The sequence below is a fragment of the Collinsella sp. TF06-26 genome, assembly GCF_002232035.1.
Classification (GTDB): domain Bacteria; phylum Actinomycetota; class Coriobacteriia; order Coriobacteriales; family Coriobacteriaceae; genus Collinsella.
Genome location: NZ_NKXR01000003.1, coordinates 1 through 23,772, shown reverse-complemented (window position 1 = coordinate 23,772; position 23,772 = coordinate 1). Strand labels below are relative to the sequence as shown.

Genomic DNA, 23,772 nt, shown 5'->3' with positions numbered 1-23,772 from the left:
GGCCCACGCTTCCGTTCTGGCGGAATGCGATGCTGTTTTGCATAGAATTAGTACGCCCGCCATGTTCAGCCGGAAAGGTCTCCTTCTTCAGCGCTTTTTAAACAGCGGGATAGCTGGCGTGCCTCAAGTTGAATGCAGCTTATCGCGTGATGAGTTTGCGCTTGGACATCGTTTGAATTTGAAGCGCAGTAAAAAGGGATTGATAATCTATCTTGTTTGCCTAGGCAAACGATTTTTGCTGGATAGCCTATCCTGATTTGAGACGTTTGCGAGGCTATGGTCAAAATAACCCCATGCTTACGAATGAGAAAATCGGACAAATTGTGCTGGTCTGCTAAGTTAATACTCTCGTAGCGGGGGAAAAGGCCCAGATGGTTAAATGCTGAGTCTATTCTTTTTCGACAATATCGAATGTCACAGGTGTTTGCAATTGGATATTGAGCCACCGCGTTTAGATTCGCTGCTGCGTGACTAGCTAATGGGTGATTGCTTTCAACGAGGAGGTTGACTTCGGCGTTCAATAAAAAATGCGATTCAAAAAGATTGGTGTCTACTTGCCCAGCGACAATCGCAATGTCGATTTGTCCGTCAAGTAGAAGGGATAAGCACGTTCCGCCGTCGTCGTATCTGGAAACAGCAAATTTACCACCGTTGTACTTTTTCGAGAGCCGGTTTAGTGTGGGCTGGTTGAACCAGCTTGTGAGTATTGGTGGTAGTCCGACTGCAACGTGTGTCAAATGTGTCTGGGTTATTTTTATCTTTTCACGCGTGATTTGCGCATACGCTTGAATTCCCTCAATTGAAGCTAGTGCATCTAATGCTATAGGAAGGATTTCCTCTCCATAGTTTGTTAGATGTAGAATACTGCCTCTTTTTTCGAACAGCTTCAGACCAAGTTCAGATTCCAATGCTCGAATGCCTTTTGAAACAGCTTGCGGCGAAACGCTTAATATAGTTGCTGCATCCGAGTAATTCTGACAATCAAATACCTTTATGAAATACTGCAGCTGAACAACATTCACCAGAATTTCCTTAGGTTGAATTTTTAATCAGGCTAAGTGTAAATTAAAAAATGTTAAACAAGGCAAACAAATTGTTTCATCTAGTACAAAAAGTTATCAATCAGCTTTTGACTTTTTGACCAAAGTATAACTAGGCCTAAAACGAGAAAGGAGCCATTGTGGATTGGATACAGCCAACTCAAACACCTAACGATATTGCTTTGCTATCAAGTTGGTGTCCTTGTCAGGGCGCAAAATGTCAGGGGCGCTGTAATCCCTGGGGGATGTGTGCCGTGTACACGGGCGGGAATTGCCGCGCATTTCAACATTGCGGTATACACGTTAGCTAGGAGCTTCGATGGAATATATTCAAAAGCCAGTGAATACTCAGATGCCTGCTTCGTCTCGAGATATTTCTACGTGTGTGTCCTGTGCAGCGCATATTTGTTGGAGTTATTCAGGGGGAGGACCGTGTGGCCTGAGGATCTGCATTACCAAATTTTGTGGCTGGAATTACTCCTAATGGCAGGTTGAAATATTGAAATATGCAACGGAGTAGAAATGAAACAGTCTCGCTTTAATGTAATCGATAAAGGCAATCAGTCTACGCTGGTATATAACTCTTACTCCGGCGCAATTGTTGCGTTGGATGCGGAATACGAGAAGGCACTATTTGCGAATGGGGCTAATGGCCCTTCGGAAATTGTCGACAATTTGATGGACGCGGGGTTGTTGGTTTCCGACGGACTTGACGAAATCGAACATTTAAAAGAGATATCATCGGCCTGTCGCATGCAATCAAAATCACTTTCATTTACGATAGCTCCGACATTGAATTGTAATTTCAGGTGTCCGTATTGTTATGAGGACGGCAAGCGTTATGGTTCAATGAGCGACCAGTGCGTCGATCAGGTAATAAAGCATATCAATGGCATGGCTTTAGACAATCAGGCAGATAGTTTGCAGATTGCCTGGTATGGCGGCGAGCCTTTATTGGCGATTGAGACGGTGGAGAAGATTACGCGCGGAATCCGAAGTGATGAAATCTTATTTAACGCCAGCATGGTGACCAATGGTTATTTCTTAGATGAGAAAACGGCGGAGTTGCTTGCAAAAAATGGGGTCACGCACGTTCAGGTGACTGTCGATGGTCCGCCTGAAATACACAATCGACGAAGATGTCTTCCTTCTGGCGGCGATACGTTCAACCGTATTATCGATAACGTAAAAAGAGCTAGTGCGTACTTCGATGTCATCTTAAGAGTTAATGTTGATCCGACGAACGGTGACCAGATTGATCGCTTGATTGATTCGCTTGATCAAAAAGGTCTTCGTAATAGAGTAAAACTGTATTTAGCGGCAGTAGATGATATAAATGGGGCATGCGCTAACTCTCCGTGCTATTCAGAGGACGAATTTGCTTCGATTGAAGCATCCTGCTTGTCTCGCTACAAAATGACGGGGTACATGGATCCGTTTCTTCCAGGCTTTAATCCGACCATATGCGGAGCCGTCAATAAATATTCAGAAGTTATTGGACCAGACGGTTCCTTATATAAATGCTGGAATGAAATAGGATATTCCGACAGAAGCTATGGCAGCATTTTTGAAAGCGTAGCGAGTAACGCATTCGAAGTTTCCAAATGGAATGCTTACGACTTTTGTTCAGATTCAGAATGTCTTAACTGCGCACTTCTTCCTATGTGCATGGGTGGCTGTCCCTTCACCAGGCTGTATGAAAATAAGACAAGCTGCGTATCTGCAAGAAAGAACTGTATAAAAGTAATGAGGGCGGCCTATGATTTCAAGCATAAGAAGTGATGCGGACTCAACGGCGCTCTTCGATTATCTGCCATATTTCAGACTTGGGTTTTCTTCCCAATTGCTTCTGGTTATAGTCTTCGCGTTGTGCTTAATAATATCTGGAATGATGGCTTCTATATCCCCGCTGCTTACGAGCGCTCTGGTTGACAATATATCTAAAAAAACTTCTTACGATACTATCATGATTAGCAGCGCTCTAATTGGTTTTGCGGCACTAATCGATATTGTTGTCAGTTATTTAAGCACCCTTCTTTCAATGCGGATAACGACCGTGGCTGCATACTCGATTGTTCGAAGTAAAATCGATGAGCTCGTTCGGATGCCTTTTGAGTTATATTTTGAGCAGGAGTCAGCTGAAAAAACTCAACAAATTTGTTCAGATGCCAATACTGTGGCTTCCTTCGGATTGTCGATGCTCCAGACGGTACTTCTTGCGGTTGTCCAGCTAGGTATCAGTTTTATTTTTCTCTATGGATGCTCCGTAGCGCTCTTTTGGGTTTCCGTGACATTTTGCATCTTGTATGCAATTGCATATGCTTTATTCAGAAAACCGCTTTTTGTTTCAGGTCTGACCTTTAAGGAGGAGCAGTCCCTGTATTTCGGAAAAGTGGAGTCCGTACTTGCGCATCAGAGATTTTTGTATGTTAATGTGCTATTCGAAAGAGCATTGAAATCCATAGATAGCTTTTTTTCGTCTTTGCTGCACGCCGGAGTTGCCTATCAAAGTGTTGTTTCGAGATTTCAGGCAACGGATTCCTTTGCTGCGGCTGCGTCCCAAGTCACTATTCTTTTGATTTCGGCTTTCTATGTAATGCATGGAAGCATGAGTGTAGGCCAACTTGTTGCCGTTTCGAGCTACATGGCTTTAATGCTATCTGCCGTGAGGTCAATCTACGGTATAGGTAGTAGCGTACAAGACTGCTTCTCATCGATATCTCGTCTAAATGCCTCTAAAATGTCTTTGGCTGCCGCTGGAGAGGAGCTCATGGAGATCGATTACATCGAACTGCGTAATTTCGGCTTTACATTAAATGGAAAGTGTCTCTACAGCAACTTGAATATCAGGTTTGAAAAAGGAAAGCTCTATGCTCTTGTAGGGATTAATGGCTCGGGCAAAACGACCCTTGCGTACTTATTGATGGGTTGTTTCAATTCGGATTACGTTGGGACTATTTCCTACAACGGTAAGGCCCAAGAAGAAATCAACTGTGAGCTCCTTAGGCAGAAGCTAGTTTCGTTTGCTGAACAAACCCCGATATCAGTAAAGGATTTTCTTTGCGATAGAAACTTTTCTTCTATCGAAAGGAAGAGGTGCGGAGGAATGTCTCCCGGGGAACTGGAGCAACTGGAAATTAGGCGGGTCTTAGAAAAGAAGGCAGACGTCTATTTATTCGATGAGCCAACAGCATCACTCGATATTGCTCATAAAGAAGCTCTGATAAAAGCTATGAAGGAAATGCGAAAGCACAAGATTGTCATTGCAATTACACACGATATGGACCTAATAGCTGCTAGTGATGAGGTGGTGGAGCTTGGGGAAAGCGACTGAAAAAATGCGCCTGGGGACACGCTATCTACTGGGCACGATGGTTGCTAGCGTGCCGTGGGCTATTTGGGTTATTACAAAAGGATCCCCCGCTTGGCTGTGCTCTATAGGGGCGCTCTTTTGTGCGTTGGTAGTCTATCTTTTTGCAACTCGGGGTGCTGTTTCCTGGGATAAACCCAAGCGAGGTGGGATTCTTTTGGGATGGCAGCTCATTTGCATCGTATTTATTCTTATGGCCGCTGTACTCAATATGGGTGGAAAATCAATAACCAGATGGGTGTTGCTCTGCTCGGTTTCAGTTTTGGATGAGCTGCTATTTAGGTATGTATTTTTATTTGAATACACAATCGCCGGAATAGTTCGGCCGTTTTACATAAGAGCAGTTATACAGTCGATGCTATGGGCATTGCTTCTCGTGACCCAACAGTGTCTAATCGGGGCACCCACAAATTACATCATTGCAATGATGGGGGGCTATCTTTGCCTGGGCCTTATTTTTGCGCTGCTTGTGCGAAAAACAGGGACAGTGTGCCCGTCTCTTTTAGCCATGATGTGTTTGGAGTTTATCAATATTCTAGCTCTTTGAGTTACGGATAAAATCTTCAGGTGTTGGCACCATGGCCGACAAGGCCCGCACGATGCTTTCGGTGTGCAACAACATGAGCGAGGGGTGGCTCCTCACGGTGCGCCCAACATCATCTGCACGCAGCCCCTTCGCGTGCCTGCGATTCGGTTAGCGAGGAGGCCGTGGCATCGGTCGCAAAGCGTCTGGGACGCTGCATTAAGAAGTAGCCGACCTGCTTCGGGCTAGATATGAGACAGAAGGGTGGTAGCCGTACCGGCTGCCACCATTTTTTACTGGATACATGTTGCGTAAATGGCCTTGCCGACGCCTTTCGTGGACTCGGATTTCGGAAGTGCGGGGAAAAACTCCGAACCTCCGAGCACACTGCTCTTTGAACTTGTGTGACCTGCGGTTTTGTTGCTAAAAAAGTCGGTCTGGTCGGCAGAACTCGATTTTTCACCGCACTTCCGAAAACCGCGATCTTGCAGTACGAAAAACGGCCTCCATAACTCTGGGTTAACTGATAAGTGTAGCCGTTCGCCGTATATAAATGTCCGTTTATGGAATCTATCTCCAACGAGTTATAGTCATATGGTTTGATGTTGTAAACATATGATTGCCGGCAGGCCGTAGGCGACATTCCCCCTGATACCGGAGGTTCCAGGTATGTTTCGTGCTCCGTTAAACAAGTATCGGGCTGGTTAATATGGGCCGCCGTACTATCTCGATAACCCTTGCAGTGGTTTGCCTAGCTGTGCTCCTGGGCGCTATAGGGCAGTTCGCTATAAGTCGAGAAACATCCTATATGCAGGAATGTGCTTCCGAAGGCTTTGCCATTGACGGTTACTATCGGGATGACGAAACAAGTCGGGAAACCCTGGCTTTTCTTGAGGAGGACAACTGTCGATGGCAGCTGGTCGACCAAGACGGAATCTGCACAGACGGGCAGTTTAAGCGTACGGATGACCCCAACATCCTGATATTAAAGAAGGAAAACGGCGAAGAATTCGGTACGGTCCACGTGGCGTATATTTCGCGCCGACGCGATCAGGGCTTGCTCTACCTATTTAGAGATACCAGGGTGACCCGTTTTTATCTGGTGAGTACCGGTCCGGCGTTTACAGTGGAGTCTGGCGATGTCGATGCGGACAGCTGATTCACGGCAATAAATCAGCGAGCGGAGCGCGGCCATGGACCGCGTCCCGCTATTTGCTCGTGGCCCGCGTCACGTCTGCGCCATGTCGTGACTCGCGGCTGCGCGCATTCATCCCACGTCGCGTATTACTGCACATCAAACTCCACGCGATCGAGCTCGGGCACATTGAGGTCGATGAGCTTGCGGGCTACACGGCGGTCGTGTGCCCCAAGCGCCTCGCTTGTCGTCACATGGGCGACAACCTCGCGCTCGACAAGGCCCTCCTCCTCGCCTTCGGTGGCCGAGGTCTCGACGGCAACGGTGTAATCCTTAAAGCCCGGCAGCACCGCGGCAAGCTCGCGCGTGGTTTCGGTGACGCCATAGCCGTCCTGCACGCCGGCCTGCGCCGAGCCAATGGATCCCGCGGTCATAACGATGCAGGGGATGGCAAAGATCACCGTGCCCACGATGATGCGGCGGCGCACCTTGTGTGACAGCTCATCGACCTCGGCATTTTCCTCGGCGGTCACAATGCCGTCGCCGTTGAGGTCGCGCTTGAGCGGCACGCGCAAAAGAAGCAGCACGGCTTCGGCAGCCAGTGCGATAAAGACCACGTTGATGCCAAACTCGTAGAGGGCCGAGAGAAACAGCGACCCGCTTGCGATGGCGATGCCATAGCCCGCCGCGCACAGGGGCGGCATGAGCGCGGTCGCCACGGCCACGCCGGCGATGAGCGTTGCGGGCTCCTGGTCGCGTGAGTTGCCCAGCCCGCCCGCAAAGCCGCCGGCGAGCGCGACAGCGAGGTCCCACACGGTGGGCGTTGAGTTGTCGATAATGGCGGCCGTGGTGGTGCCAAGGGGCGAGAGCTTAAAGTACAGCGTGGACGTGATTAGACAAAAGACCATCTGCAGCGCGAGGCCGGCAATCGCCTCGACGGCAATCTCGCGGTCGAGCGTGGCGATGCCGTATGCCATGGCAAGGACCGAGCCCATGAGCGGGCAGATGAGCATGGCACCTACAATGGCGATATCCGAGCCGATATCGAGGCCGATGCTCGCGATCAACATGGCAATGATCAGGATGCATAAGTGCGAGCCAGTCAGGCGCGCCCCGTTTACAAAGCGCTTGCGAATCACGTGATAGGGCGCGCGTCCCTCGCGTATGTTGAACGCCTGCTTAAGGAAACGGGTGGCATTCTCCATGGCCTCGCTGTGTGCAGGGCGTATACCGTGACGACGATGATGACGCTCGCGCAGCCGCTTGATCTGTTGTTTGTCGAGTTGCATGCTTACCTCGTTTAGCTTCTGAGCCGCTTCTTGCGTCTGTCGTCTTTACTCTACACCGCGTTAGGCGAGGTGTCAGACAAGGTTTGTTGACCTGGAAGTCAGGCCAATCGACATGGCTAAAACGCCGTGAGGATCATAAGAGTCAAATAGACAAAAAAGCGCGGGGCCGGTTTGATTCCGACCCCGCGCTCTGCGCTGGTGCGTTGTTGTTCGGCCTACCCCAGCAGGCTCAGACCAACAGAGACAAACGCCAGGATAACGCCGACGATGGACTCGCCGCCCAGCAGGCCGCTGGCGACAACCAGGCCCTGTTCCTGGAAGGCGGCGTCCTTGGCAGCCCTCTCCTCGTCAGAAAGACCAGCGGTGGCGTCGCGGTGGGCGGACCACTTGTCGTAGGCGAGCTTGACGCAGGAGCCCAGGAATGCCGTGAGTGACATGTAGAACGGCAGATACACGCCCAGGCCGATCATCATGGCCGGAATGCCGAGCCAGTACATGACGATGCCGGCGATAAAGCCGCCAGCGAACCACGGCACGCTCGGGATGCCCGAGACCATGGTGGCGACGACGCTTGCCTGCGCGGCAACAAAGCTCTTGTCGGGGCCAAAGGCGTCCGGGCCATAGGCGGTGACGAGCGCGACCATGACGGCTGCGGCGACCAAGGCGCCCACGATGCCGCCGATGGCCTGGCCGATCCACTGTGCGCGCGGGTTGGTGCCCAGCACGGCACCGGCCTTAAAGTCGTTCATGACGTCGCCCGCAAGGCCGCACGCCACGGCTACGATGCCGGCGATAAAGAACAGCTTGACCTGAGCGATCTGTGCGAAGGCAGCCACGATGAGCATAACGATGAGGCCAAAGATTTCCATGGGGTCGATGCCCGTCTGGCCGCAGCTCTGTGCGCTCATGATGGTGGTGACAAAGGTGAACAGCGTGACGATGACGGCCGGAACGGGGCCAAGGTCAAGCACGATGGCGATGACCACGGCGATGGCGGCAGCGCCTAGGCCGATGATGCCGGCGTCGAGCTTAAGGGAGCCCGAGATGAGCGACTGCTCGTCGGTGTCGGTGGAGCTGTCGGCGGCAAGACCGCGGACGATGCTGGCGACCTGCGGCAGGATGTCCTTGAGGACGACGGCGACGCCAAAGCCCATCATAAGGCCCATACCGAGGGACTTGACGATGCCCTGCGCAGTCACAACGTCGAACAGACCGGCAGCGGTGCCGCCCACGATGATGCCAAAGTTGCCCAGCAGCGCGCCGGCAAACCAGAAGGCGACCGGGGCGAAGCCCACGAGGAAGCCGACGGAGAGCAGCATGGGCGAGTTGTAGATACCAAAGGTCACGCCGGGAATGTTGAGCGTGCACAGCATGCTGGGCACAATGCCCAGGGCGTCGCGCAGCACGCTATAGATGCCGGCGATGGCCATGGAACCAAAGAGCTGCTTGCCGGTTTTGCCGCCAGCCTCGGTCGCGCGCAAAGTCTGAGCTGCGGCGTTGCCGGTGGGGAACTCAAGCGCGGCGTCCACGATAAAGTGACGGTGGATGAGCGCGGTGGCCAGCAGGCCCAAGATAGTGCCGGCGAGCGCCACGATAAACATGTCGAGCCAGCTGATCTGGTCGGCATAGCCCAGCATCCAGGCACCCGGGATGGTAAACGCCAGGCCGCCGGCGACCATGGCGCCCGCGGACATGATGGTGTGGGTGACGTTGGCCTCGTTGAGGCTGGCGTTGCCCATGAGCTTAAGGAAGAACAGCGAGATGACGGCAGCGAAGACGATCGGCCAGGGGAGTGCGCCCATCTTGAGGGCGGTGTAGGCCGAGCTTGCCGTGATGATCACGCAGCCGAGGACGCCGATGACGACGCCGCGCAGCGTGAGTTGCCCGCGCATCGAAGCGCGGTTCGAGGGATTGCTCATATAAAACTCCTTTGCGTATATCCGCTTCCCCCGGGAGCGCCGATACGGATACGGCGCGGGAAGTCGGGTTACCAAGGGCCGCCGCGTGAGCTCGCAAACGACCGCGCACCAGTATAGCGGCACGGCAGTTAATTTGGGACTGGGCTTTTTTAGCTATCCCAAGCGAAGCCGAAGGATGATTATTCTGGGACGGGGATTTAAAAATCATCAGGTACGCAATGATTTTTAAATCCCCGTCCCAGAATAATCATCGGGATATACTGCTGGGCAGACGAAAGGAGCGCCGACGATGCTTAATGGGTGCGCATATATATTGACGGTCGACGTGGGCAACACGTTCATTCGCTTTGGCCTGTTTGCAGAGGATTCGGCCGCGGCGCAGGAATGTCCGCTTGCGACATGCGAGATCACCACGCCGTCGAGCATTACGGCCGACGAGGCACGCATGCGACTTGTACAGGTCATGGGCGCGCTCGCCGCCGATGCAGGTGTGCCCGGGGTGCTTGCACCCGCCGCGGCCGTGCTGAGCTGTGTAGTCCCGGCGCTCGAGCGCCCGTGGAAGGCGGCACTTTCCCGCACCTGCACGGGACGCGTGCTCACCGTGGGGCCGGGCCTCAAGACTGGCATACCCGTGCACTACGACGATCCGGCCGAGATCGGCCCCGACCGCATCGCCGATGCCGTGGCGGCCCGCGCCGTCTACGGCTCGCCGTGCATCGTGATTGACCTGGGCACGACGACCAATATCGAGGTCATCGACGCGCACGGTACCTTTGTCGGCGGCGTTATCGCGCCGGGGCTGGCACTCGGCGCCCGTTCGCTCTCGGCGGCGGCAGCGCGCCTACCCCAGGTTGAGCCCTCGGCGCCAACGCACGTCATCGGACGCAACACGCGTGAGGCCATGCGCTCGGGTGTGGTTTTGGGCGAGGTAGCCCGCATCGACGGCATGCTCGACATGGTGCTTGCCGAGATGCGCGCGACCAAGGCCGCGGGGGAGGGCGATGTGCCCATCGTCATTACCGGCGACGATGCCGAGGCACTTGCGGCGCTGGTCGGCCATAGCCTGACGGTAGACGACGCGCTGACGTTGCGGGGTCTCGCCGAGCTCTACCGCATCAACCAAAAGCCCCGCCGCGCGTAGGGCGAGGGGCTGGTGGGATAAGCGCCCCTACCTTTCACCTGCTACAATGGGCCAAACTATTGCGATTCCGGAGGTGTCTGCCATGTCGGACGATCTTCATCAAACCGCGTCGGGCAAGCGCCGCGACGTTATTAGCTGGGACGAGTTCTTTATGAGCGTGGCCATCGCCGCGCAGCGCCGCAGTAAGGATCCCAACACGCAGGTGGGCGCGTGCATCGCCAGCACCAACCACCGCATCCTTTCGGTGGGTTACAACGGCACGCCCTCGGCGCTCAACGATGACTTTTTCCCGTGGGGAACGAGCGATGACCCGCTGCAGGACAAGCACAACTACGTGGTCCATGCCGAGGCCAACGCCGTGCTCAACTACCGTGGCTCGCTCAAGGACCTCGAGGGTTCCACGGTTTACGTCACGCTGTTCCCGTGCCACGACTGCGCCAAGATCCTGGCGCAGGTGGGCGTGGGCGAGGTCGTCTACCTGGACAATAAGTATGCCGACACCGATGACGGCCGTATCAGCCGCCGCATTCTCGACTCCTGCGGCATCAGCTACCGCCAGGTCATCGTCGATGTCCAGATTGGTACCGGGGGACAGGCTCAGCAGTAGCAACAGCGCGTGTCGGCGCTGGCCGGCAACAAAAACAACTAAAAGAGCCCCGTCCCAAATTGACTGCTCGTGAAAGTCGTGTCCGCACGCATGGCTGGCGCCTAAGCGGGTACATGGCTGTAGTAACATAGCCCCTGTCCGCGGGCGTGCCCGCGTTATTGTGAGAAAGGAGCCCCTGTGGCTGTTAACGAAGAGCTGCTTAAGAAGGTTCTTGAAGAGATTCGCCCCAACCTGCAGGCCGATGGCGGCGATATGGAGTATGTGGGCGTCGACGACGAGGGTGTTGTCAAGCTGGAGCTGCAGGGCGCCTGCGCCGGCTGCCCCATGAGCTCGCTGACCCTGTCTATGGGTATCGAGCGCATCCTGAAGGAGCATGTGCCCGGCGTTACCCGCGTTGAGCAGGTCAATGCTTCCGGCGAGGCCGAGGACCTGTACGACGAGTACGCGCCGTTCTAAGATGCGAAAGCTGCGGACGGTACGCTTCGCATAGACGTTACGCCCAAATATGCGGCTGCGAGCGTAAGGCCCGCGGCCGCATTTGTATGTAGGGAGCAGGGGGATCGATATGCTCAACGACCTCTACCATATGCTTGATCCCGTCGCGATCTCGGCGGGCCCCATCACCATCTACTGGTACGGCCTGGCCTACGTGGTCGGTGCTCTGCTCACGGCGGTCGTTATGTACCGCACGCAGCGTCGTTGGGGCTTCAACATTACGATTGATGACCTGACGAGCGTCGTGGTCGGCGCGGTCTTTGGCCTCATCATCGGCGCGCGCCTGTTTTACGTCGTCTTTTACGGCGATGGCTACTATTGGACCCACCCGCTCGAGATCTTTGCCACCAACGAGGGCGGCATGAGCTTCCACGGTGGCCTGGTCGGCGGCATCTTGGGCGGCATCATCGTGTGCCGCATGTATAAGCTCGACGCCTGGACCGTCGCCGACCTTGCCGTTATCGGCGCTCCGCTGGCGCTGTGCCTGGGACGCTGCGCCAATTTCGTCAACGGCGAGCTGTGGGGTAAGCCGACCGATCTGCCCTGGGGTGTGGTCTTTGGCGGCACCGCGGGCGATATGCCGCGCCATCCCTCCCAGCTCTACGAGGCGTTTCTAGAGGGCATTGTGCTCTTTTGCATCCTGCAGGTGCTCAGTCGCAAAAAACCGCTGCTGCCCCAGGGTACGTTTATGGGCGTCTTTGTGATGGGCTACGGCATCGTTCGCTTTTTGATTGAGTTTGTGCGCGTGCCCGATGCGCAGCTGGGCTATCTGCTGGGAGGCGTTATCACCATGGGCCAGCTGCTGAGTTTGCCGCTCGTGATCGCCGGCCTGGCGCTCATCATCTTCGCCCGTCGCCGCAACCAGCCCCAGCGCGTCTACCTCGACGCCTAACCAAAACCACCACAAAGGGGACAGGCACCTTTGTGGTGGTTTGCTGGGCAACGATGACAGAACCGTAACGTTTTCCCAGATAAAACCTGCCAAAATAAGCCTGTCCCTTTTTGGCGGGTTTCTAGAAAGGCTCTTTGGACTGTGAAGGATTCCGACCTCTCCACAACGGCTGCGCGCGACGCTGCCCGCATCGTCTGGTTTAAGCGCTACCCCGCCAAGCAGACGCTCATCGCATTTCTGCTCGCGCTGTTGGCGACCACGGCGTTTTCCATCGATCCCGCGCCGGTCTCGAGCAATGCAGTCTTGGCGATTGACCCCAAAGCCTCGGGCATGCTGTACGTGTGCTACGAGGTGCTCCTCTCGTTTGCCGGCCATACCGACGCGGTCATGCTGCTTGCGCTTGCCTGCCTGCTCACCTTGCCGTTTCGCTACGTGTTCTTTGGCCGTGGCGACACCTGGCGTCCATCGATCATTCTGCCGTCGCTGTTCTTCGCCATCTGCATGGTGTTCGGTCGCAGCTACGATCTCACCGATTCTGCCGAGATCGTACTCGGCGACAAGGCTCGCATCATCTGCGCCTGGATAGGCGGTGCGGGCTGGATGCTCCTGGCGATCGTTGCCTTCTACCTTGCCTTTGAGTGTCTAGATTGGCTGAGCTCTCGGCGCATTCCGTTTTCGGAGGCGCACTTTGGCCGCGTATGGCGTGTGGCTCACGCCGTGCTCTCGGTCCATCCCTTTGCCGGGCCCTTCCTGGTGCTTATGGTCGCCTGGGCGCCCACGCTCATCGCTTCGCTGCCCGGCCTTTTTATGGGTGATACGGGTGCGCAGATTCGCCAGTGGTTCAACTATCCCAACGGCACGAGCGACTACCTGCGCCTACTCAACCCCAACGTGCTGCTCAACGGGCATCATCCCGTAGTGCACACGGCCATTATCGGCTCGTGCGTTCAGCTGGGGCTTTCGCTGTTCAACAGCGCTAACGCGGGCCTCATCATCTATACCTGCGCTCAGTTTGTCATCACGGCTGCCTGCATGGCCTATTCCATCTCGTCGCTGCGCAAACTGGGCGTGAGTCTGCCGGTCCGCGGCGTGATCTTGCTGTTCTTTGTGTTTATGCCCATGTTCTCCAACTACGCGGCCCTGCTTACCAAAGACGTGCTGTTTGCCGACGCATTTTTGGTGCTGCTGGTACAGACCGTCAAGCTCGTGGCCTGCGGCTTGCCCCGTCGTGATGCCAATGTCGAGCGAGCGGGCGAGAAAGCCCCCGTGCTCTTTGCGCGCCACGACTGGCTGTTGCTTGCGCTGGCTGCCATGGGTTCCACGTTTTTGCGCAATGGAGGCCTGGTGTTTCCCCTGGCGGCATGCGTAATCGCGGCGGCGTTTTGCGCATGGGATGTACATGTCGCTCGTCGTGCGGCTAAGCAGACGGGCACCGCGGTCTCATGCGCCACACCGCGCTTCCGCTGGGTTGGCGTCCTCGCGGTACTCGCGCTCTGCCTTGCCTCTAATATGTACTTCACCAAGGTCTTTATGCCGGAGCACGATATCACGCCTGGTTCCAAGCGCGAAATCCTCTCGATTCCGTTCCAACAGACGGCTCGTTTCGTCCAAAAGCACGACGGCCTCAACTCGGGCGTCAACCCTACGGTTAAGGAGGACGGCACTATCGTGGAGGCACCCTGCGACGGTTTGGTGACCGACGAGGAGCGCGTCGTGATCGATCGCGTGCTCAAGTACGAGAACCTGGGCCGCCGCTACAACCCCGACAAGTCCGATGCCGTCAAGAACTGCTTTAACGAGTACGCCTCGCAGGAGGACATCAAGGCCTATTTTGAGGTCTGGGCGCAGATGTTCAAAAAGGATCCCGAGTGCTATATCTCGGCGCTCATCAATAACTATTACGGCTACTTTTATCCGAGTGCCCGCGATGCGTGGGTCTACAGCACGGCGCGCAGTGCCGAGATTATGGCGAAGCCCGATAACCTCAAGTACTTTGACTTCCATCCGGTCGACAGCAAGGTTGTGCGCTGGTGCGACCACCTGATCAACCTGTATCGCGTGGCGGTGCAGCGCATCCCGTTTATCTCGCTCACCATGAGCTCGGCCACCTATGTGTGGATCATGATTGCCGTGGTGGTCTACCTGCTGCGTCGTCATTCATGGCGTGCGCTGGCGATCTGGGTGCCGCTGTTGGGCGTGCTCGCCGTGTGCCTGATTGGTCCGTGCAACGGCTCGACCTACATGCGCTACCTGTATCCGGTCATCGCCTGCATGCCCTTCGCCATCGGCGCCACCGTCACCCGCAGCGACTTCCTCTGGTCCTAACTTGGTGCATTGGGGTCAGGTTTCTTTGCACCAAAGGGGACATCATCACGACGCCTTCATTTTGGGGTTTATCTCGCAGGCCAGTAGGTATATCATAACGACGTTTGTTTATATTGCCCGAGCATCTGCGCTGGGCTTTAGGTCGAAACCGATAGGAGACACGTATGTCCGGACACTCTAAGTGGGCCACAACCAAGCATCGTAAGGGCGCGCAGGACGCCAAGCGTTCCGCCCTCTTCTCCAAGCTCAGCCGCAACATCACCGTTGCTGCCCGTCTCGGCGGTGACCCGCTGCCCGAGAACAACGCCAGCCTCGCCGCTGCCGTTGCCAAGGCCAAGGCTCAGTCCATGCCTAAGGACAAGATCAAGTCCGCTATCGACAAGGCTTTTGGTTCGGGTGCTGACGCCGCCGTCTACGAGAACATCGTGTACGAGGGCTACGGTCCCGCCGGTGTCGCCGTCTACGTCGACTGCCTGACCGACAACCGCAACCGTACCGCCGCTGATGTCCGTTCCGCCTTCTCCCACGCTGGTGGCAACCTGGGCACCTCCGGCTCCGTCGCCTTCCAGTTTGAGCGCAAGGGCCAGATCGTCGTCGCCAAGGAGATCCTGGACGAGAACGCCAAGAAGGAGACCATGATCGCCAACGGTGCTGCCGGTGACGAGGATGAGTTCATGATGGCCATCGCCGAGGCCGGTGGCGAGGACTACGAGGACGCCGGCGAGGAGTGGATCGTCTGGACCGCTGCTAACGACGTCATGGCTGTCTCCAAGGCGCTCGAGGAGCAGGGCGTCCAGGTCAAGGGTTCCGAGACCACCATGGTTCCGACCACCCCGACCGAGGTCTCCGGTACCGACGCCAAGAAGGTTCAGCGCCTCATCGACCGTCTCGAGGAGCTCGACGACGTCCAGGACGTCTACAGCACCATGGACATGACCGACGAGGTCATCGCTGCCCTCGAGGAGGAGTAGCGCCTGCACGGGTTAAGCCGTGCATATCTGGGCATAATGAAGCGAGCATGCAAGCCTCGTGGAATAGATGAGCCGGATCCGCGTGCGTATGGCACCGGACCCGGCTCTTTTATAATGATGCGAATCGTTTTGCATTCTGTGGACCGAAACCTGAAGGGAGCGCGCGTGCGCGTACTCAAACGAGCCCTAGCGATCGTGTATCTTGCCGCCGCCATCGTGGCACTGGGTACGCTTGTCTGCCAGTTCTGGGGACCGTATACGTATCGCTTTATGCTGCTATTGCGTGACACCATGCCTCGCGTCGTCGTTACGGTGTGCGCCGCCATCGTGGCGCTTGGCGTGCTCATCGGTTTTTTCCGCTTGATGTTCGCGCGTCGCGAGCCGTCCTGCGTGCATCCGGCGGGGGAGCGCAATATCGAGGTCACGCTCGCAGCGCTTTCCTCGTGCGCCCGTGCCGCGGCGGAGTGCGATGATCGCGTGATGGTTGAGCATATCGAGGCGCGCGTTCAAGGCTCCGACGAGTCGCACGTTCGTTTTAAGGTCGAGGCCATCGCGCTCGATGTTAGGGACGTTGCCGCTCTTGCCACCTCGATGCAGCAGCGTATCGAGGAGGCCTGCGATACCATGCTCGGCACGCCGGGCACGACCGCGCGCGTCCGTTTTTTGCCGTCCAAGACTACCGTCCAGACCGTGGAGGTTTCCGGTGAGTGATACCAACCAAGACAAGACCGCCCGCACGCCGCGCCTGACGATCGATCAGAACGCTATGCCGGCAGGCGAGTCCGCCGACACCAAGCCCGAGGCCGGCGAGCAGCACGACAGCGCCGCCAACGACTTTGACGAGGCCATGGGTCTCATCAAAGGTACGGGCGCTGCTATCTGGAGCTACGCCGTGCGCCACCCCAACACTACGCTCGGCGCCGTGGCAGGTTTTATCCTCGCCGTGCTGGTACTTACGTTGGGCCTGTGGGACACGCTTGTCATCGCATTCTTTGTGCTGATCGGCGCCGTGATCGGCCAGATTCGCGACGGCGAGAACGGTATCGTTAACTTCTTCGGCCGTCTGTTTAGCGGCCGCTAATCTGTATTCGACTGTCGCATCCGTGGCAGGCATAAGGAGGAACCATGGCTTTTAACACGAAGGTCGATGTGGCCGATACCGAGCTCGAGACGAACGAGGCCGTCGCCGCCGAGGCGGAGGACGTAACGCTCGAGGACGAGGCGCTCGTCGAGGCAGAGTCCGAAGACGAGGCGGACGAGGATGACGAGGAGACGGACGAGTCCGAGGACTCGCTGACCTATTCCAACGGCGTGATTGAGAAGATCGTCGCCATGGCCACCCGCGAGGTGCCGCACGTCCTGGGCATGAAGGGCAACCTCATGCACTTTGTGCAGGAGCAGTTTGGTGCCGAGAACCTGACCAAGGGCGTGACGGTCGAGGTCACCGACGACAATCGCGTGGTCGTCAACATCTCGGTCATCATCGAGTACGGTGCCTATGCGCCTGCGATCTTTGACGACGTTAAGGCGCGCGTCACCGAGCGTCTTGCCGCGATGACCGGCCTTGAGGTGGCAGGCGTCAACCTGCGCATCGAGGATGTCATCACCCCCGAGGAGTACGAGCACCGCACCAGCCAGCACGAGTAACCTACCAAAAAGGGATGTTTATTTTGGCAGGTTTTATCTGCGAAAACGTTAAACGGCCGACCGCGCAAGCAAAAGCGTGGCCGGCCGTTTTTGTACGCTCCCGATGTAGTCATACCGCTCGTCTAACTAAGGGTTGCAATCCCCACGTTCCGCGTTACCCTAATGGGCGCATTGTTTCCAAATTGTTAACGAGGGGTTGCCGTAATGGCCGACGAACACGAGACCGAAAGCAGGGCATGGGCGATTGAGGCCGCTGCGGCAGAGGCGGCGTCGCGTGCCGCCGAGGAGGTGCATCGTCCTCCGGTGGTGCCGATGGAGCGCGTTGTCGATCGCGATGTTATTGAGCAAGGCGAGCGTGCCGGCCGCAAGCGCAGCCAGGAACCAGGCTTTCCGCGCTTTTTTGCCGAGCTCAACCTGGGCCTGATCCTCACGGCGTTTGCCATCGTGGCTTTCAAAACGCCCAATCACTTTGCCTTCGGCGGTACCTCGGGTGTGTCGGTCATTCTTTCTACGCTGTTCCCGACTCTGCCCGTCGGCGTCTTTATGTGGATTATCAACGCGGTTCTCGTCGTTTTGGGCTTTATCTTTTTGGAGCGCAAGGCAATCCTGTGGAGCGTCTTCGCCTCGTTTGCGCTGTCCGCCTATGTTTCGCTGTTTGAGCTCTTTATTCCGACCGATGTCTCGATGACGGGCGATATGTGGCTCGACCTGTGTTTTGCCGTTATCTTGCCGGCGCTCGGCAGTGCTATTGTCTTTGACATTGGCGCCTCGACGGGTGGCACGGACATTCTTGCCATGATCCTCAAACGCCGCACCACGCTCGAGATTGGCCGCGCACTGTTGCTGGTCGATATCGGCATCGTGACCATCGCGGCTTTCCTGTATGGCCCGCGCGTCGGCCTGTACTGCGTGCTTGGCCTGTTTGCCAAGACGCTTGTGGTCGACAAGGCCATCGAGAGCATTCACCTGCGCAAGGTCTGCACGATTATTTGCGCCGAACCGCGCAAAGTCGAGGAGTTTATCGTCAAGCATCTCAACCGCACGGCAACGATCAGCCGTGGCTACGGCGCCTTCTCGGGCAAGTGCGTCACGGTGATCATGAGCGTGCTGAGCCGTCGCGAGGCAGTGCAACTGCGTCGCTATACCCGCGAGATTGACCCTGGCGCCTTCATCACCATCGTCGATAGCTCCGAAATCGTCGGCAAGGGCTTCCGCGGCACGAACTAGCGCGGACGCACCCTTCGAATCATTGAATAAGGCCGGCTACGTTGCAAATCGGCCATCTTGGGGTATTTGTCCCCACATTGGGCGATAATGATGCTAAAGACATCGTTTGCGATCCAGGTGATTCGCTCTAGATACGAAGGGATGATTTCGATGTTCTGTTCGCAGTGTGGCGCCCCCATGGGCGATAACGACAAGTTCTGTGGTGCGTGTGGTGCTCCTAATGCGGCGGCCGGCGCGGTCCCTCAGGGACAGCCGCAGCCTCAGCAGGCCATGCCTCAGCCGCCGGTGGTCAACGTGCCCAAGGGCTGTGTGGCTCAGGCGTTTGAGGATATGACCAAGACTCCGGGCGTGCTGCAGCGCGTGTGCCAGATTGCCTTTTTACCGGCGCTGATTTGTGTTGTGTCGGTACTCGTGCTGTTTATTCCCGTTATTGGCGGCATTGCAGCTGCCATCGGCTTTTTGGCAGCTTGCATTGCGAGCGTGTGTGGTTCCGGCTTTGGTATTGAGTGGGGTCGCGATCTGTCGCTCAAGGTTGATGGCGGTATGGATCGTCCACTCATGCGTTCCACGTCGTTTGGCCTCGGAGTCTTTTCGAGCGTTATCTCGGTCGTGCTCGAGGTTATCGCTGCCATTCCCGTTATCGGTGTAGTGCTTTCGCTGGTGGAGAGCGTGGTAATTGGCGCCGCGGGCTCGTATTCGTATTACGGCTCCTATGCACTCGAGGCAGCGCTGTTTGGCTCGCTTGGCCTGCTTGTCCTGGCTATGATTGCCACGGCGGTCTTGGGGGTCTTCTTTAAGATGTTCGCCGACATTGCCGTGATGCACTTTGCGGTGACCGGTCGTGTCGAGAGCGCGTTTTCGCTCGACAAGGTCTGGGCGGCGTTTAAGCACAACAAGACCAAGCTGTTCTGCGCTTCGTTCCTTCCCGAGTTTTTGACGGGTCTGGTCGCCAACGTTGTCACATGGATCCTGACGCTCGTCTTCGGCGCCATTGCCTCTGTCGGTATGTATAACTACTACTACCGTCCTTCGGCTATTGAGGCGCTTGTTACCGGCGGTGGCATCACGCTCGTATTGTTCTTGGTGCTGACGGCGTTTGTCACGGTATTCCTTACGGTCTTTGGCAAGATGCTCAAGCATCGTGCCGTTGGCTATTGGGTAGCGCGTTATGCAGCTGAATGGGCTGATGAGGATAAGGATGACGTCCTGACCTTTGTGCTGCCGTTTGAGAAGAAGTCTGCTCCGGCTGGTTTTAGCACCGACGCAGCGCCCGTATCCGATTCCGCTGCGGCGCCTGCGCCCGAGCCCGAGCCCGAGCCCGCGCCCGAGCCCGTGCCTGAGCCTGAACCTGAGCCCGTGCCTGAGCCCGAGCCCGCGCCCATGCCGGAACCGGAGCCTGAGCCTGAGCCCGAGCCCGCGCCCATGCCGGAACCGGAGCCCGAGCCTGCACCTGAGCCCGAGCCTGCGCCAAGCTCCGACGAGGACCCGCAGGACGAGTAACCCTGCCACCTGCCATTTGGGGACGGGGTAGAAACGGTAGAAATAGCGCTTGACAAATAAGCGGGGACGGACGTGCCGAAGCGTCCGCCCCCGCTTTGATATCGCGATGCGGCTATGACTGCGAGATGGTCGTGGATCGACTACTCGTCGTGCTTCTCCTCGCGGCGAGCGGCGGCACGTGCATCGTGGATGCCCTTGATTGCGGCGTGTCGGGCGGTGCGGGCATCGTGCATGGCGTCGCGGGCCTCGGCGGCCGTTGCCTTGGCAGAGCGCAGCTTGGCGGCCAGGTCGGGATTGGTCTCGGCAACCGCGGCGATCGTGGGGCCGTCGAGCTCTTCTTGCGTGGGCTCGGCCAAAAAGTCGATGGCATACTGGGCGGCTACCATGGATCCCTTGGCGAGCACGCTCTCGTCGATCTTGTAGAAGCAGGAGTGCTGGGCATAGGTGGCGCCAATCTGGGGGTTGCGCGTGCCAACAAAGGCGAGCACGCCCGGCACGCGGCGCAGGTACTCCGAGAAGTCCTCGCCCGAAAGCGTGCCGCGGTAATGGCCCTCGCCTGCGGGGCCCAGGCACTTGAGCACAGCTTGGCGGCAGCGCTCGCTCGAGGCGGCGTCGTTTTCGACCTTGTAGTTGGCGATGGTGTAGTCGGTGAGTTCGGCCTCGGCGCCTAGTGCTGCTGCGGTGTGCTCCACGATGCGGCGCATAAGCTCGGGCATCTCCTCATGCGTCTTGTCGCCATAGGTGCGCACCGTGCCGGCGAGGTACGCCGTGCCGGCGATAACGTTGCGCGCGGTGCCGCCGTGCAGTTCGCCGACGGTGATGACGGCGGGTTCGTAGGGGCTAATCTCGCGCGAGACGATGGTCTGCAGGGCGTTGACAATCTCTGCCGCCACCATAACGGCGTCGTGGCCGCGCTGGGGCATGGCACCGTGGCACGAGGTGCCGCGAACGTCGATGCGGAACCAGTCGGTATTGGCCATGCGCGGGCCGGGCTCGCAGCTCACGGTGCCGGCATCGACCTCGCTCCAGATGTGCGCGGCATAGGCACCGTCGACGCCATCGAGTACGCCCGTGCCGATCATGAGCTTGGCGCCCTGGCCGTTTTCCTCGCTGGGCTGGAATACGATACGAATCTCGCCGTGGATGTCATCGGTCATGTGGCGCAGGATCTGCAGCGTGCCGAGCATCATGGCGATGTGGCAGTCATGGCCGCAGGCGTGCATGCAGCCCTCGTTGACGCTGGCGAACTCTTCGCCGGTCTGCTCGGTGACGGGCAGGGCGTCGATGTCGGCGCGCAGAAGGATGCGGCGGCGTGGCGTGCCGTCCTCGCGATAGGCATCCGGCGCGGTGCCGCGAAGGGTCGCCACAAGGCCCGTCTTAAGGGGACGCTCGTAGGGGATATTCATGGCGTCGAGCTGGTTGGCGATGTCGGAGGTCGTGCGCTCCTCGGCAAGGCTCAGCTCCGGGTGCTTATGGAAGTGCCGGCGCTGCTTGATGATATAGGGTTCAAACTCGGTAGCGATATCTTTGATGGCTGCGGTGACGTCGTCAGCCGCGCGAGCCTCGGTCGCCGCCATAATCTGCTGTGCCTTGGTCTTCGTCATGGTCGATTTGCTCCTTGCTGGGTTGATCGCAAAATCGTACAGGCTCTCTCCAGTATGCCACCTGCCGCTAGGGCTGGTAAAGTTGCCGTTTGCCGCTTGGGGTTTTGTTACAAGGGCGGGGGAGTACACTCGGGGGTGTTGAATTTCCTGCCAGAGATGGGGATGCCCATGCAACATATCGATCGGATTATCCGCTCCAAGAACGTCTTTACCGCGCAAGACGGCATCGATACCGCCCGCGAGCTGGCGATTGCCATCGCAGGCGACCGTATCGTCGCAGTCGGTGCGCCCGATGACGTGATTGCCGCCGCTCCTGCCGCTACGCCGGTTATCGACTACGGCGAGCAGTTTGTCTGCCCAGGTTTCCATGACGCTCATCTGCACTTCTTCCATACCTCGGTCGGCTCCTCGCCGTACATGCTCATGGATATGGGCACGTCCGAGGCTGCGCTGGTGCAGCACGCGCTCGAGTTTTCCAAGGACCTGCCCGATGACGCTTGGGTTGTGACCCAGGGTTGGCGCGATTACCGCTGGGATCCGCCCGAGCACCCTACCAAGGCCTCCCTCGACGCTGCCTTCCCCGATCGCCCCTGTGTTATGCACTCGGGCGACGGGCATACGCTGTGGCTCAACAGCCGCGCGCTCGAGGCGCTCGGCGTTACGCGCGACAGCGAGCCTCCGGCGGGTGGCAGTTACGACAAAGACTCAAACGGTGAGCTTACGGGTATCGCCCACGAGGCAGCTGCTATGCAGCTGCTGCCGCGCTGCCTGGAGTGGCTGGGCGAGGACCGCATCGCAAGCGCTTACGCCGACCAGATGAAGCGTATGGCCGAGCAAGGCATCACCTCAATCTGCGATATGTCGCTCATGCCCATGCCGGGCTGCGATTTTATCCGCGATGATGTCTACGACAAGCTACAGGCAGCCGGCAAGTTGGGCATCCGAGCCCATCTGTTCCCCACGCTGCTGGATGACCAGTCGCGCTTGGAAGAGCTGCAGGCACGTTACGCGAACAATGTGCTGCTCTCGGCACCGGGCTTTAAGCAGTTCTTCGACGGCGTGTCGAGCGAACACACGGCATATCTCACCGAGCCCTATACCAGTCCGCGCTTCCCGGGCGACCAGGGCCGTCTGACAGTTCCTGCCGAGCGCATGCGTAAGCTGGTTCTGGCGGCTGCGGAGCGCGGCCACACTGTGCGTATCCACGTCATCGGCGACGGTGCGATTCATGCCGCGCTGGATATCTTCGAGGAGGCCGCCGACCTGTACGGCCTGCCCCAGCACGGCCATAATACGCTTGAGCATCTGGAGAATCTCCTGCCCCAGGACATCGATCGCCTGCGCAAGCTCAACGTGATTGCCTCGAGCCAGCCCTGTCACATTACGCTCGACCCGGGCGGCCCCGAGCGCGATTTGGGCATGGAGCGCAGCCGCATCATGTGGCCGTTTGCAACCTATAAGCAGCGCGGCATTCGCCAAGCCTTCGGTACTGACAGCCCTATCACGCCCGTTACCAGCATGAACGTGCTCTACACGGCTATTACGCGCCAAGACCCCAAAAGCCACTGGCCCGAGGGCGGCTGGCTGCCGAGCGAGCGCATCGATGCAGCAACAGCCCTGCGCAACTACACCCTGGGCAGCGCCTATGCAGCGGGCGACGAGCAAAACCTCGGCAGCCTAGAACCCGGCAAATACGCCGACCTGGTAGTCCTGGACCAAAACCCACTCACCATCGACCCCCAAGAACTCCAAGCCACCAAGGTTCAGGCCACCTACCTGGCAGGCAACTTGATTTACGAGCGCTGATATTCATGTCGTACCGTTAAACGCGGCTCATGCAGCCTATTTTGGGATGGCGCTCGAGCCGCGTTTGCGTTTCGGTGGGGATCCGCCACGAGCGTCACTGCTCTGTTGGATTTGGGCGCGGGGTTGAGGTACTGCTGCTCCGTGCGTTCAATTTGGACATCAGCAGTGCAACCTCATGTGTTTTGCATACTTCACATTACAGATTGCATAAAAAGGCCGGGATGTTCTGGTGGCGCGCAGAGATGTGGTGTAAGAGGCGGGGAATGCCCCGCCTCCGCCCT

20 protein-coding genes are annotated in these 23,772 nt (G+C 57.4%); 16 read left to right on the top strand and 4 right to left on the bottom strand.

The window, feature by feature from the left end; translation table 11 throughout:
- Window positions 1–65: 65 nt before the first annotated feature.
- Complete coding sequence (locus tag CHY22_RS02630) at window positions 66–1,022, bottom strand: LysR family transcriptional regulator (protein WP_089572289.1); 957 nt, start codon at window positions 1,020–1,022, stop codon at window positions 66–68.
- A gap of 540 nt (window positions 1,023–1,562) precedes the next feature.
- On the opposite strand from CHY22_RS02630, the gene CHY22_RS02625 reads away from it, so the two are divergent.
- From CHY22_RS02625 to CHY22_RS02610, 4 genes are all read left to right on the top strand, one after another.
- A complete protein-coding gene (locus CHY22_RS02625; protein ID WP_089572287.1) occupies window positions 1,563–2,822 on the top strand; it encodes a radical SAM protein in 1,260 nt (419 codons plus the stop codon).
- Window positions 2,800–4,374: an ABC transporter ATP-binding protein gene (locus CHY22_RS02620; RefSeq protein WP_089572285.1), complete on the top strand. Its 1,575-nt coding sequence runs from the start codon at window positions 2,800–2,802 to the stop codon at window positions 4,372–4,374. Before CHY22_RS02625 ends, CHY22_RS02620 begins: the two co-directional genes overlap by 23 nt.
- Window positions 4,358–4,957 (top strand): CPBP family glutamic-type intramembrane protease, encoded by a 600-nt coding sequence (locus tag CHY22_RS02615; RefSeq protein WP_143759203.1) that lies wholly within the window; start codon window positions 4,358–4,360, stop codon window positions 4,955–4,957. The genes CHY22_RS02620 and CHY22_RS02615 overlap by 17 nt, the downstream gene beginning before the upstream one ends.
- 784 nt (window positions 4,958–5,741) lie before the next feature.
- Window positions 5,742–6,092 (top strand): hypothetical protein, encoded by a 351-nt coding sequence (locus tag CHY22_RS02610; protein ID WP_117778602.1) that lies wholly within the window; start codon window positions 5,742–5,744, stop codon window positions 6,090–6,092.
- A gap of 125 nt (window positions 6,093–6,217) precedes the next feature.
- Here CHY22_RS02610 and CHY22_RS02605 read toward each other — a convergent pair whose 3' ends face one another.
- Window positions 6,218–7,357, bottom strand: a complete 1,140-nt coding sequence (locus CHY22_RS02605; RefSeq protein WP_089572280.1) for a DUF389 domain-containing protein — start codon at window positions 7,355–7,357, stop codon at window positions 6,218–6,220.
- A 215-nt stretch (window positions 7,358–7,572) separates the two neighbouring features.
- On the bottom strand, window positions 7,573–9,276 hold the full coding sequence (locus CHY22_RS02600) for an OPT/YSL family transporter (RefSeq protein ID WP_089572279.1): 1,704 nt from the start codon (window positions 9,274–9,276) through the stop codon (window positions 7,573–7,575).
- Between the two features lie 289 nt (window positions 9,277–9,565).
- Here CHY22_RS02600 and CHY22_RS02595 point away from each other — a divergent pair, with 289 nt between their 5' ends.
- The 11 genes from CHY22_RS02595 to CHY22_RS09930 all read left to right on the top strand — a co-directional run bounded on the left by CHY22_RS02595 (window position 9,566) and on the right by CHY22_RS09930 (window position 20,081).
- Window positions 9,566–10,417 (top strand): type III pantothenate kinase, encoded by an 852-nt coding sequence (locus tag CHY22_RS02595; RefSeq protein WP_089572277.1) that lies wholly within the window; start codon window positions 9,566–9,568, stop codon window positions 10,415–10,417.
- 82 nt (window positions 10,418–10,499) lie between these two features.
- Complete coding sequence (locus CHY22_RS02590; protein ID WP_089572276.1) at window positions 10,500–11,024, top strand: dCMP deaminase family protein; 525 nt, start codon at window positions 10,500–10,502, stop codon at window positions 11,022–11,024.
- A 177-nt stretch (window positions 11,025–11,201) separates the two neighbouring features.
- Window positions 11,202–11,480, top strand: coding sequence for a NifU family protein (locus tag CHY22_RS02585; RefSeq protein WP_035137589.1), 279 nt, complete (start codon window positions 11,202–11,204; stop codon window positions 11,478–11,480).
- 109 nt (window positions 11,481–11,589) lie between these two features.
- Window positions 11,590–12,411, top strand: coding sequence for a prolipoprotein diacylglyceryl transferase (gene lgt / locus CHY22_RS02580; RefSeq protein ID WP_089572274.1), 822 nt, complete (start codon window positions 11,590–11,592; stop codon window positions 12,409–12,411).
- Between the two features lie 141 nt (window positions 12,412–12,552).
- Window positions 12,553–14,736: a DUF6020 family protein gene (locus CHY22_RS02575; RefSeq protein WP_233502813.1), complete on the top strand. Its 2,184-nt coding sequence runs from the start codon at window positions 12,553–12,555 to the stop codon at window positions 14,734–14,736.
- Between the two features lie 164 nt (window positions 14,737–14,900).
- The gene (locus CHY22_RS02570) at window positions 14,901–15,707 is read left to right on the top strand and encodes a YebC/PmpR family DNA-binding transcriptional regulator (RefSeq protein ID WP_055251993.1); all 807 of its coding nucleotides are present in this window, start codon (window positions 14,901–14,903) and stop codon (window positions 15,705–15,707) included.
- A 165-nt stretch (window positions 15,708–15,872) separates the two neighbouring features.
- A complete protein-coding gene (locus tag CHY22_RS02565; RefSeq protein ID WP_143759202.1) occupies window positions 15,873–16,418 on the top strand; it encodes a hypothetical protein in 546 nt (181 codons plus the stop codon).
- Window positions 16,411–16,788, top strand: coding sequence for a DUF2273 domain-containing protein (locus CHY22_RS02560; protein WP_233502694.1), 378 nt, complete (start codon window positions 16,411–16,413; stop codon window positions 16,786–16,788). The genes CHY22_RS02565 and CHY22_RS02560 overlap by 8 nt, the downstream gene beginning before the upstream one ends.
- 44 nt (window positions 16,789–16,832) lie before the next feature.
- Window positions 16,833–17,354 (top strand): Asp23/Gls24 family envelope stress response protein, encoded by a 522-nt coding sequence (locus CHY22_RS02555; RefSeq protein WP_089572271.1) that lies wholly within the window; start codon window positions 16,833–16,835, stop codon window positions 17,352–17,354.
- A gap of 204 nt (window positions 17,355–17,558) precedes the next feature.
- Window positions 17,559–18,581, top strand: coding sequence for a YitT family protein (locus tag CHY22_RS02550; protein ID WP_089572269.1), 1,023 nt, complete (start codon window positions 17,559–17,561; stop codon window positions 18,579–18,581).
- A 150-nt stretch (window positions 18,582–18,731) separates the two neighbouring features.
- Window positions 18,732–20,081: a zinc-ribbon domain-containing protein gene (locus tag CHY22_RS09930; RefSeq protein WP_158551158.1), complete on the top strand. Its 1,350-nt coding sequence runs from the start codon at window positions 18,732–18,734 to the stop codon at window positions 20,079–20,081.
- Window positions 20,082–20,221: 140 nt separating this feature from the next.
- Here the strand turns inward: CHY22_RS09930 and CHY22_RS02540 are convergent, their stop codons facing one another.
- Window positions 20,222–21,685 (bottom strand): M20 family metallopeptidase, encoded by a 1,464-nt coding sequence (locus CHY22_RS02540; protein ID WP_089572267.1) that lies wholly within the window; start codon window positions 21,683–21,685, stop codon window positions 20,222–20,224.
- Window positions 21,686–21,853: 168 nt separating this feature from the next.
- On the opposite strand from CHY22_RS02540, the gene CHY22_RS02535 reads away from it, so the two are divergent.
- On the top strand, window positions 21,854–23,491 hold the full coding sequence (locus CHY22_RS02535) for an amidohydrolase (RefSeq protein WP_233502812.1): 1,638 nt from the start codon (window positions 21,854–21,856) through the stop codon (window positions 23,489–23,491).
- The last annotated feature ends 281 nt before the right edge of the window (window positions 23,492–23,772 follow it).

Bases quoted from the DNA above. Each gene is read 5' to 3' on its own strand.
- CHY22_RS02625 (WP_089572287.1), top strand. From the start codon at position 1,563: ATGAAACAGTCTCGCTTTAATGTAATCGATAAAGGCAATCAGTCTACG.
- CHY22_RS02620 (WP_089572285.1), top strand. From the start codon at position 2,800: ATGATTTCAAGCATAAGAAGTGATGCGGACTCAACGGCGCTCTTCGAT.
- CHY22_RS02610 (WP_117778602.1), top strand. From the start codon at position 5,742: ATGCAGGAATGTGCTTCCGAAGGCTTTGCCATTGACGGTTACTATCGG.
- CHY22_RS02605 (WP_089572280.1), bottom strand. From the start codon at position 7,357: ATGCAACTCGACAAACAACAGATCAAGCGGCTGCGCGAGCGTCATCAT.
- CHY22_RS02600 (WP_089572279.1), bottom strand. From the start codon at position 9,276: ATGAGCAATCCCTCGAACCGCGCTTCGATGCGCGGGCAACTCACGCTG.
- CHY22_RS02595 (WP_089572277.1), top strand. From the start codon at position 9,566: ATGCTTAATGGGTGCGCATATATATTGACGGTCGACGTGGGCAACACG.
- CHY22_RS02590 (WP_089572276.1), top strand. From the start codon at position 10,500: ATGTCGGACGATCTTCATCAAACCGCGTCGGGCAAGCGCCGCGACGTT.
- lgt (WP_089572274.1), top strand. From the start codon at position 11,590: ATGCTCAACGACCTCTACCATATGCTTGATCCCGTCGCGATCTCGGCG.
- CHY22_RS02570 (WP_055251993.1), top strand. From the start codon at position 14,901: ATGTCCGGACACTCTAAGTGGGCCACAACCAAGCATCGTAAGGGCGCG.
- CHY22_RS02555 (WP_089572271.1), top strand. From the start codon at position 16,833: ATGGCTTTTAACACGAAGGTCGATGTGGCCGATACCGAGCTCGAGACG.
- CHY22_RS02550 (WP_089572269.1), top strand. From the start codon at position 17,559: ATGGCCGACGAACACGAGACCGAAAGCAGGGCATGGGCGATTGAGGCC.
- CHY22_RS09930 (WP_158551158.1), top strand. From the start codon at position 18,732: ATGTTCTGTTCGCAGTGTGGCGCCCCCATGGGCGATAACGACAAGTTC.
- CHY22_RS02540 (WP_089572267.1), bottom strand. From the start codon at position 21,685: ATGACGAAGACCAAGGCACAGCAGATTATGGCGGCGACCGAGGCTCGC.
- CHY22_RS02535 (WP_233502812.1), top strand. From the start codon at position 21,854: ATGCAACATATCGATCGGATTATCCGCTCCAAGAACGTCTTTACCGCG.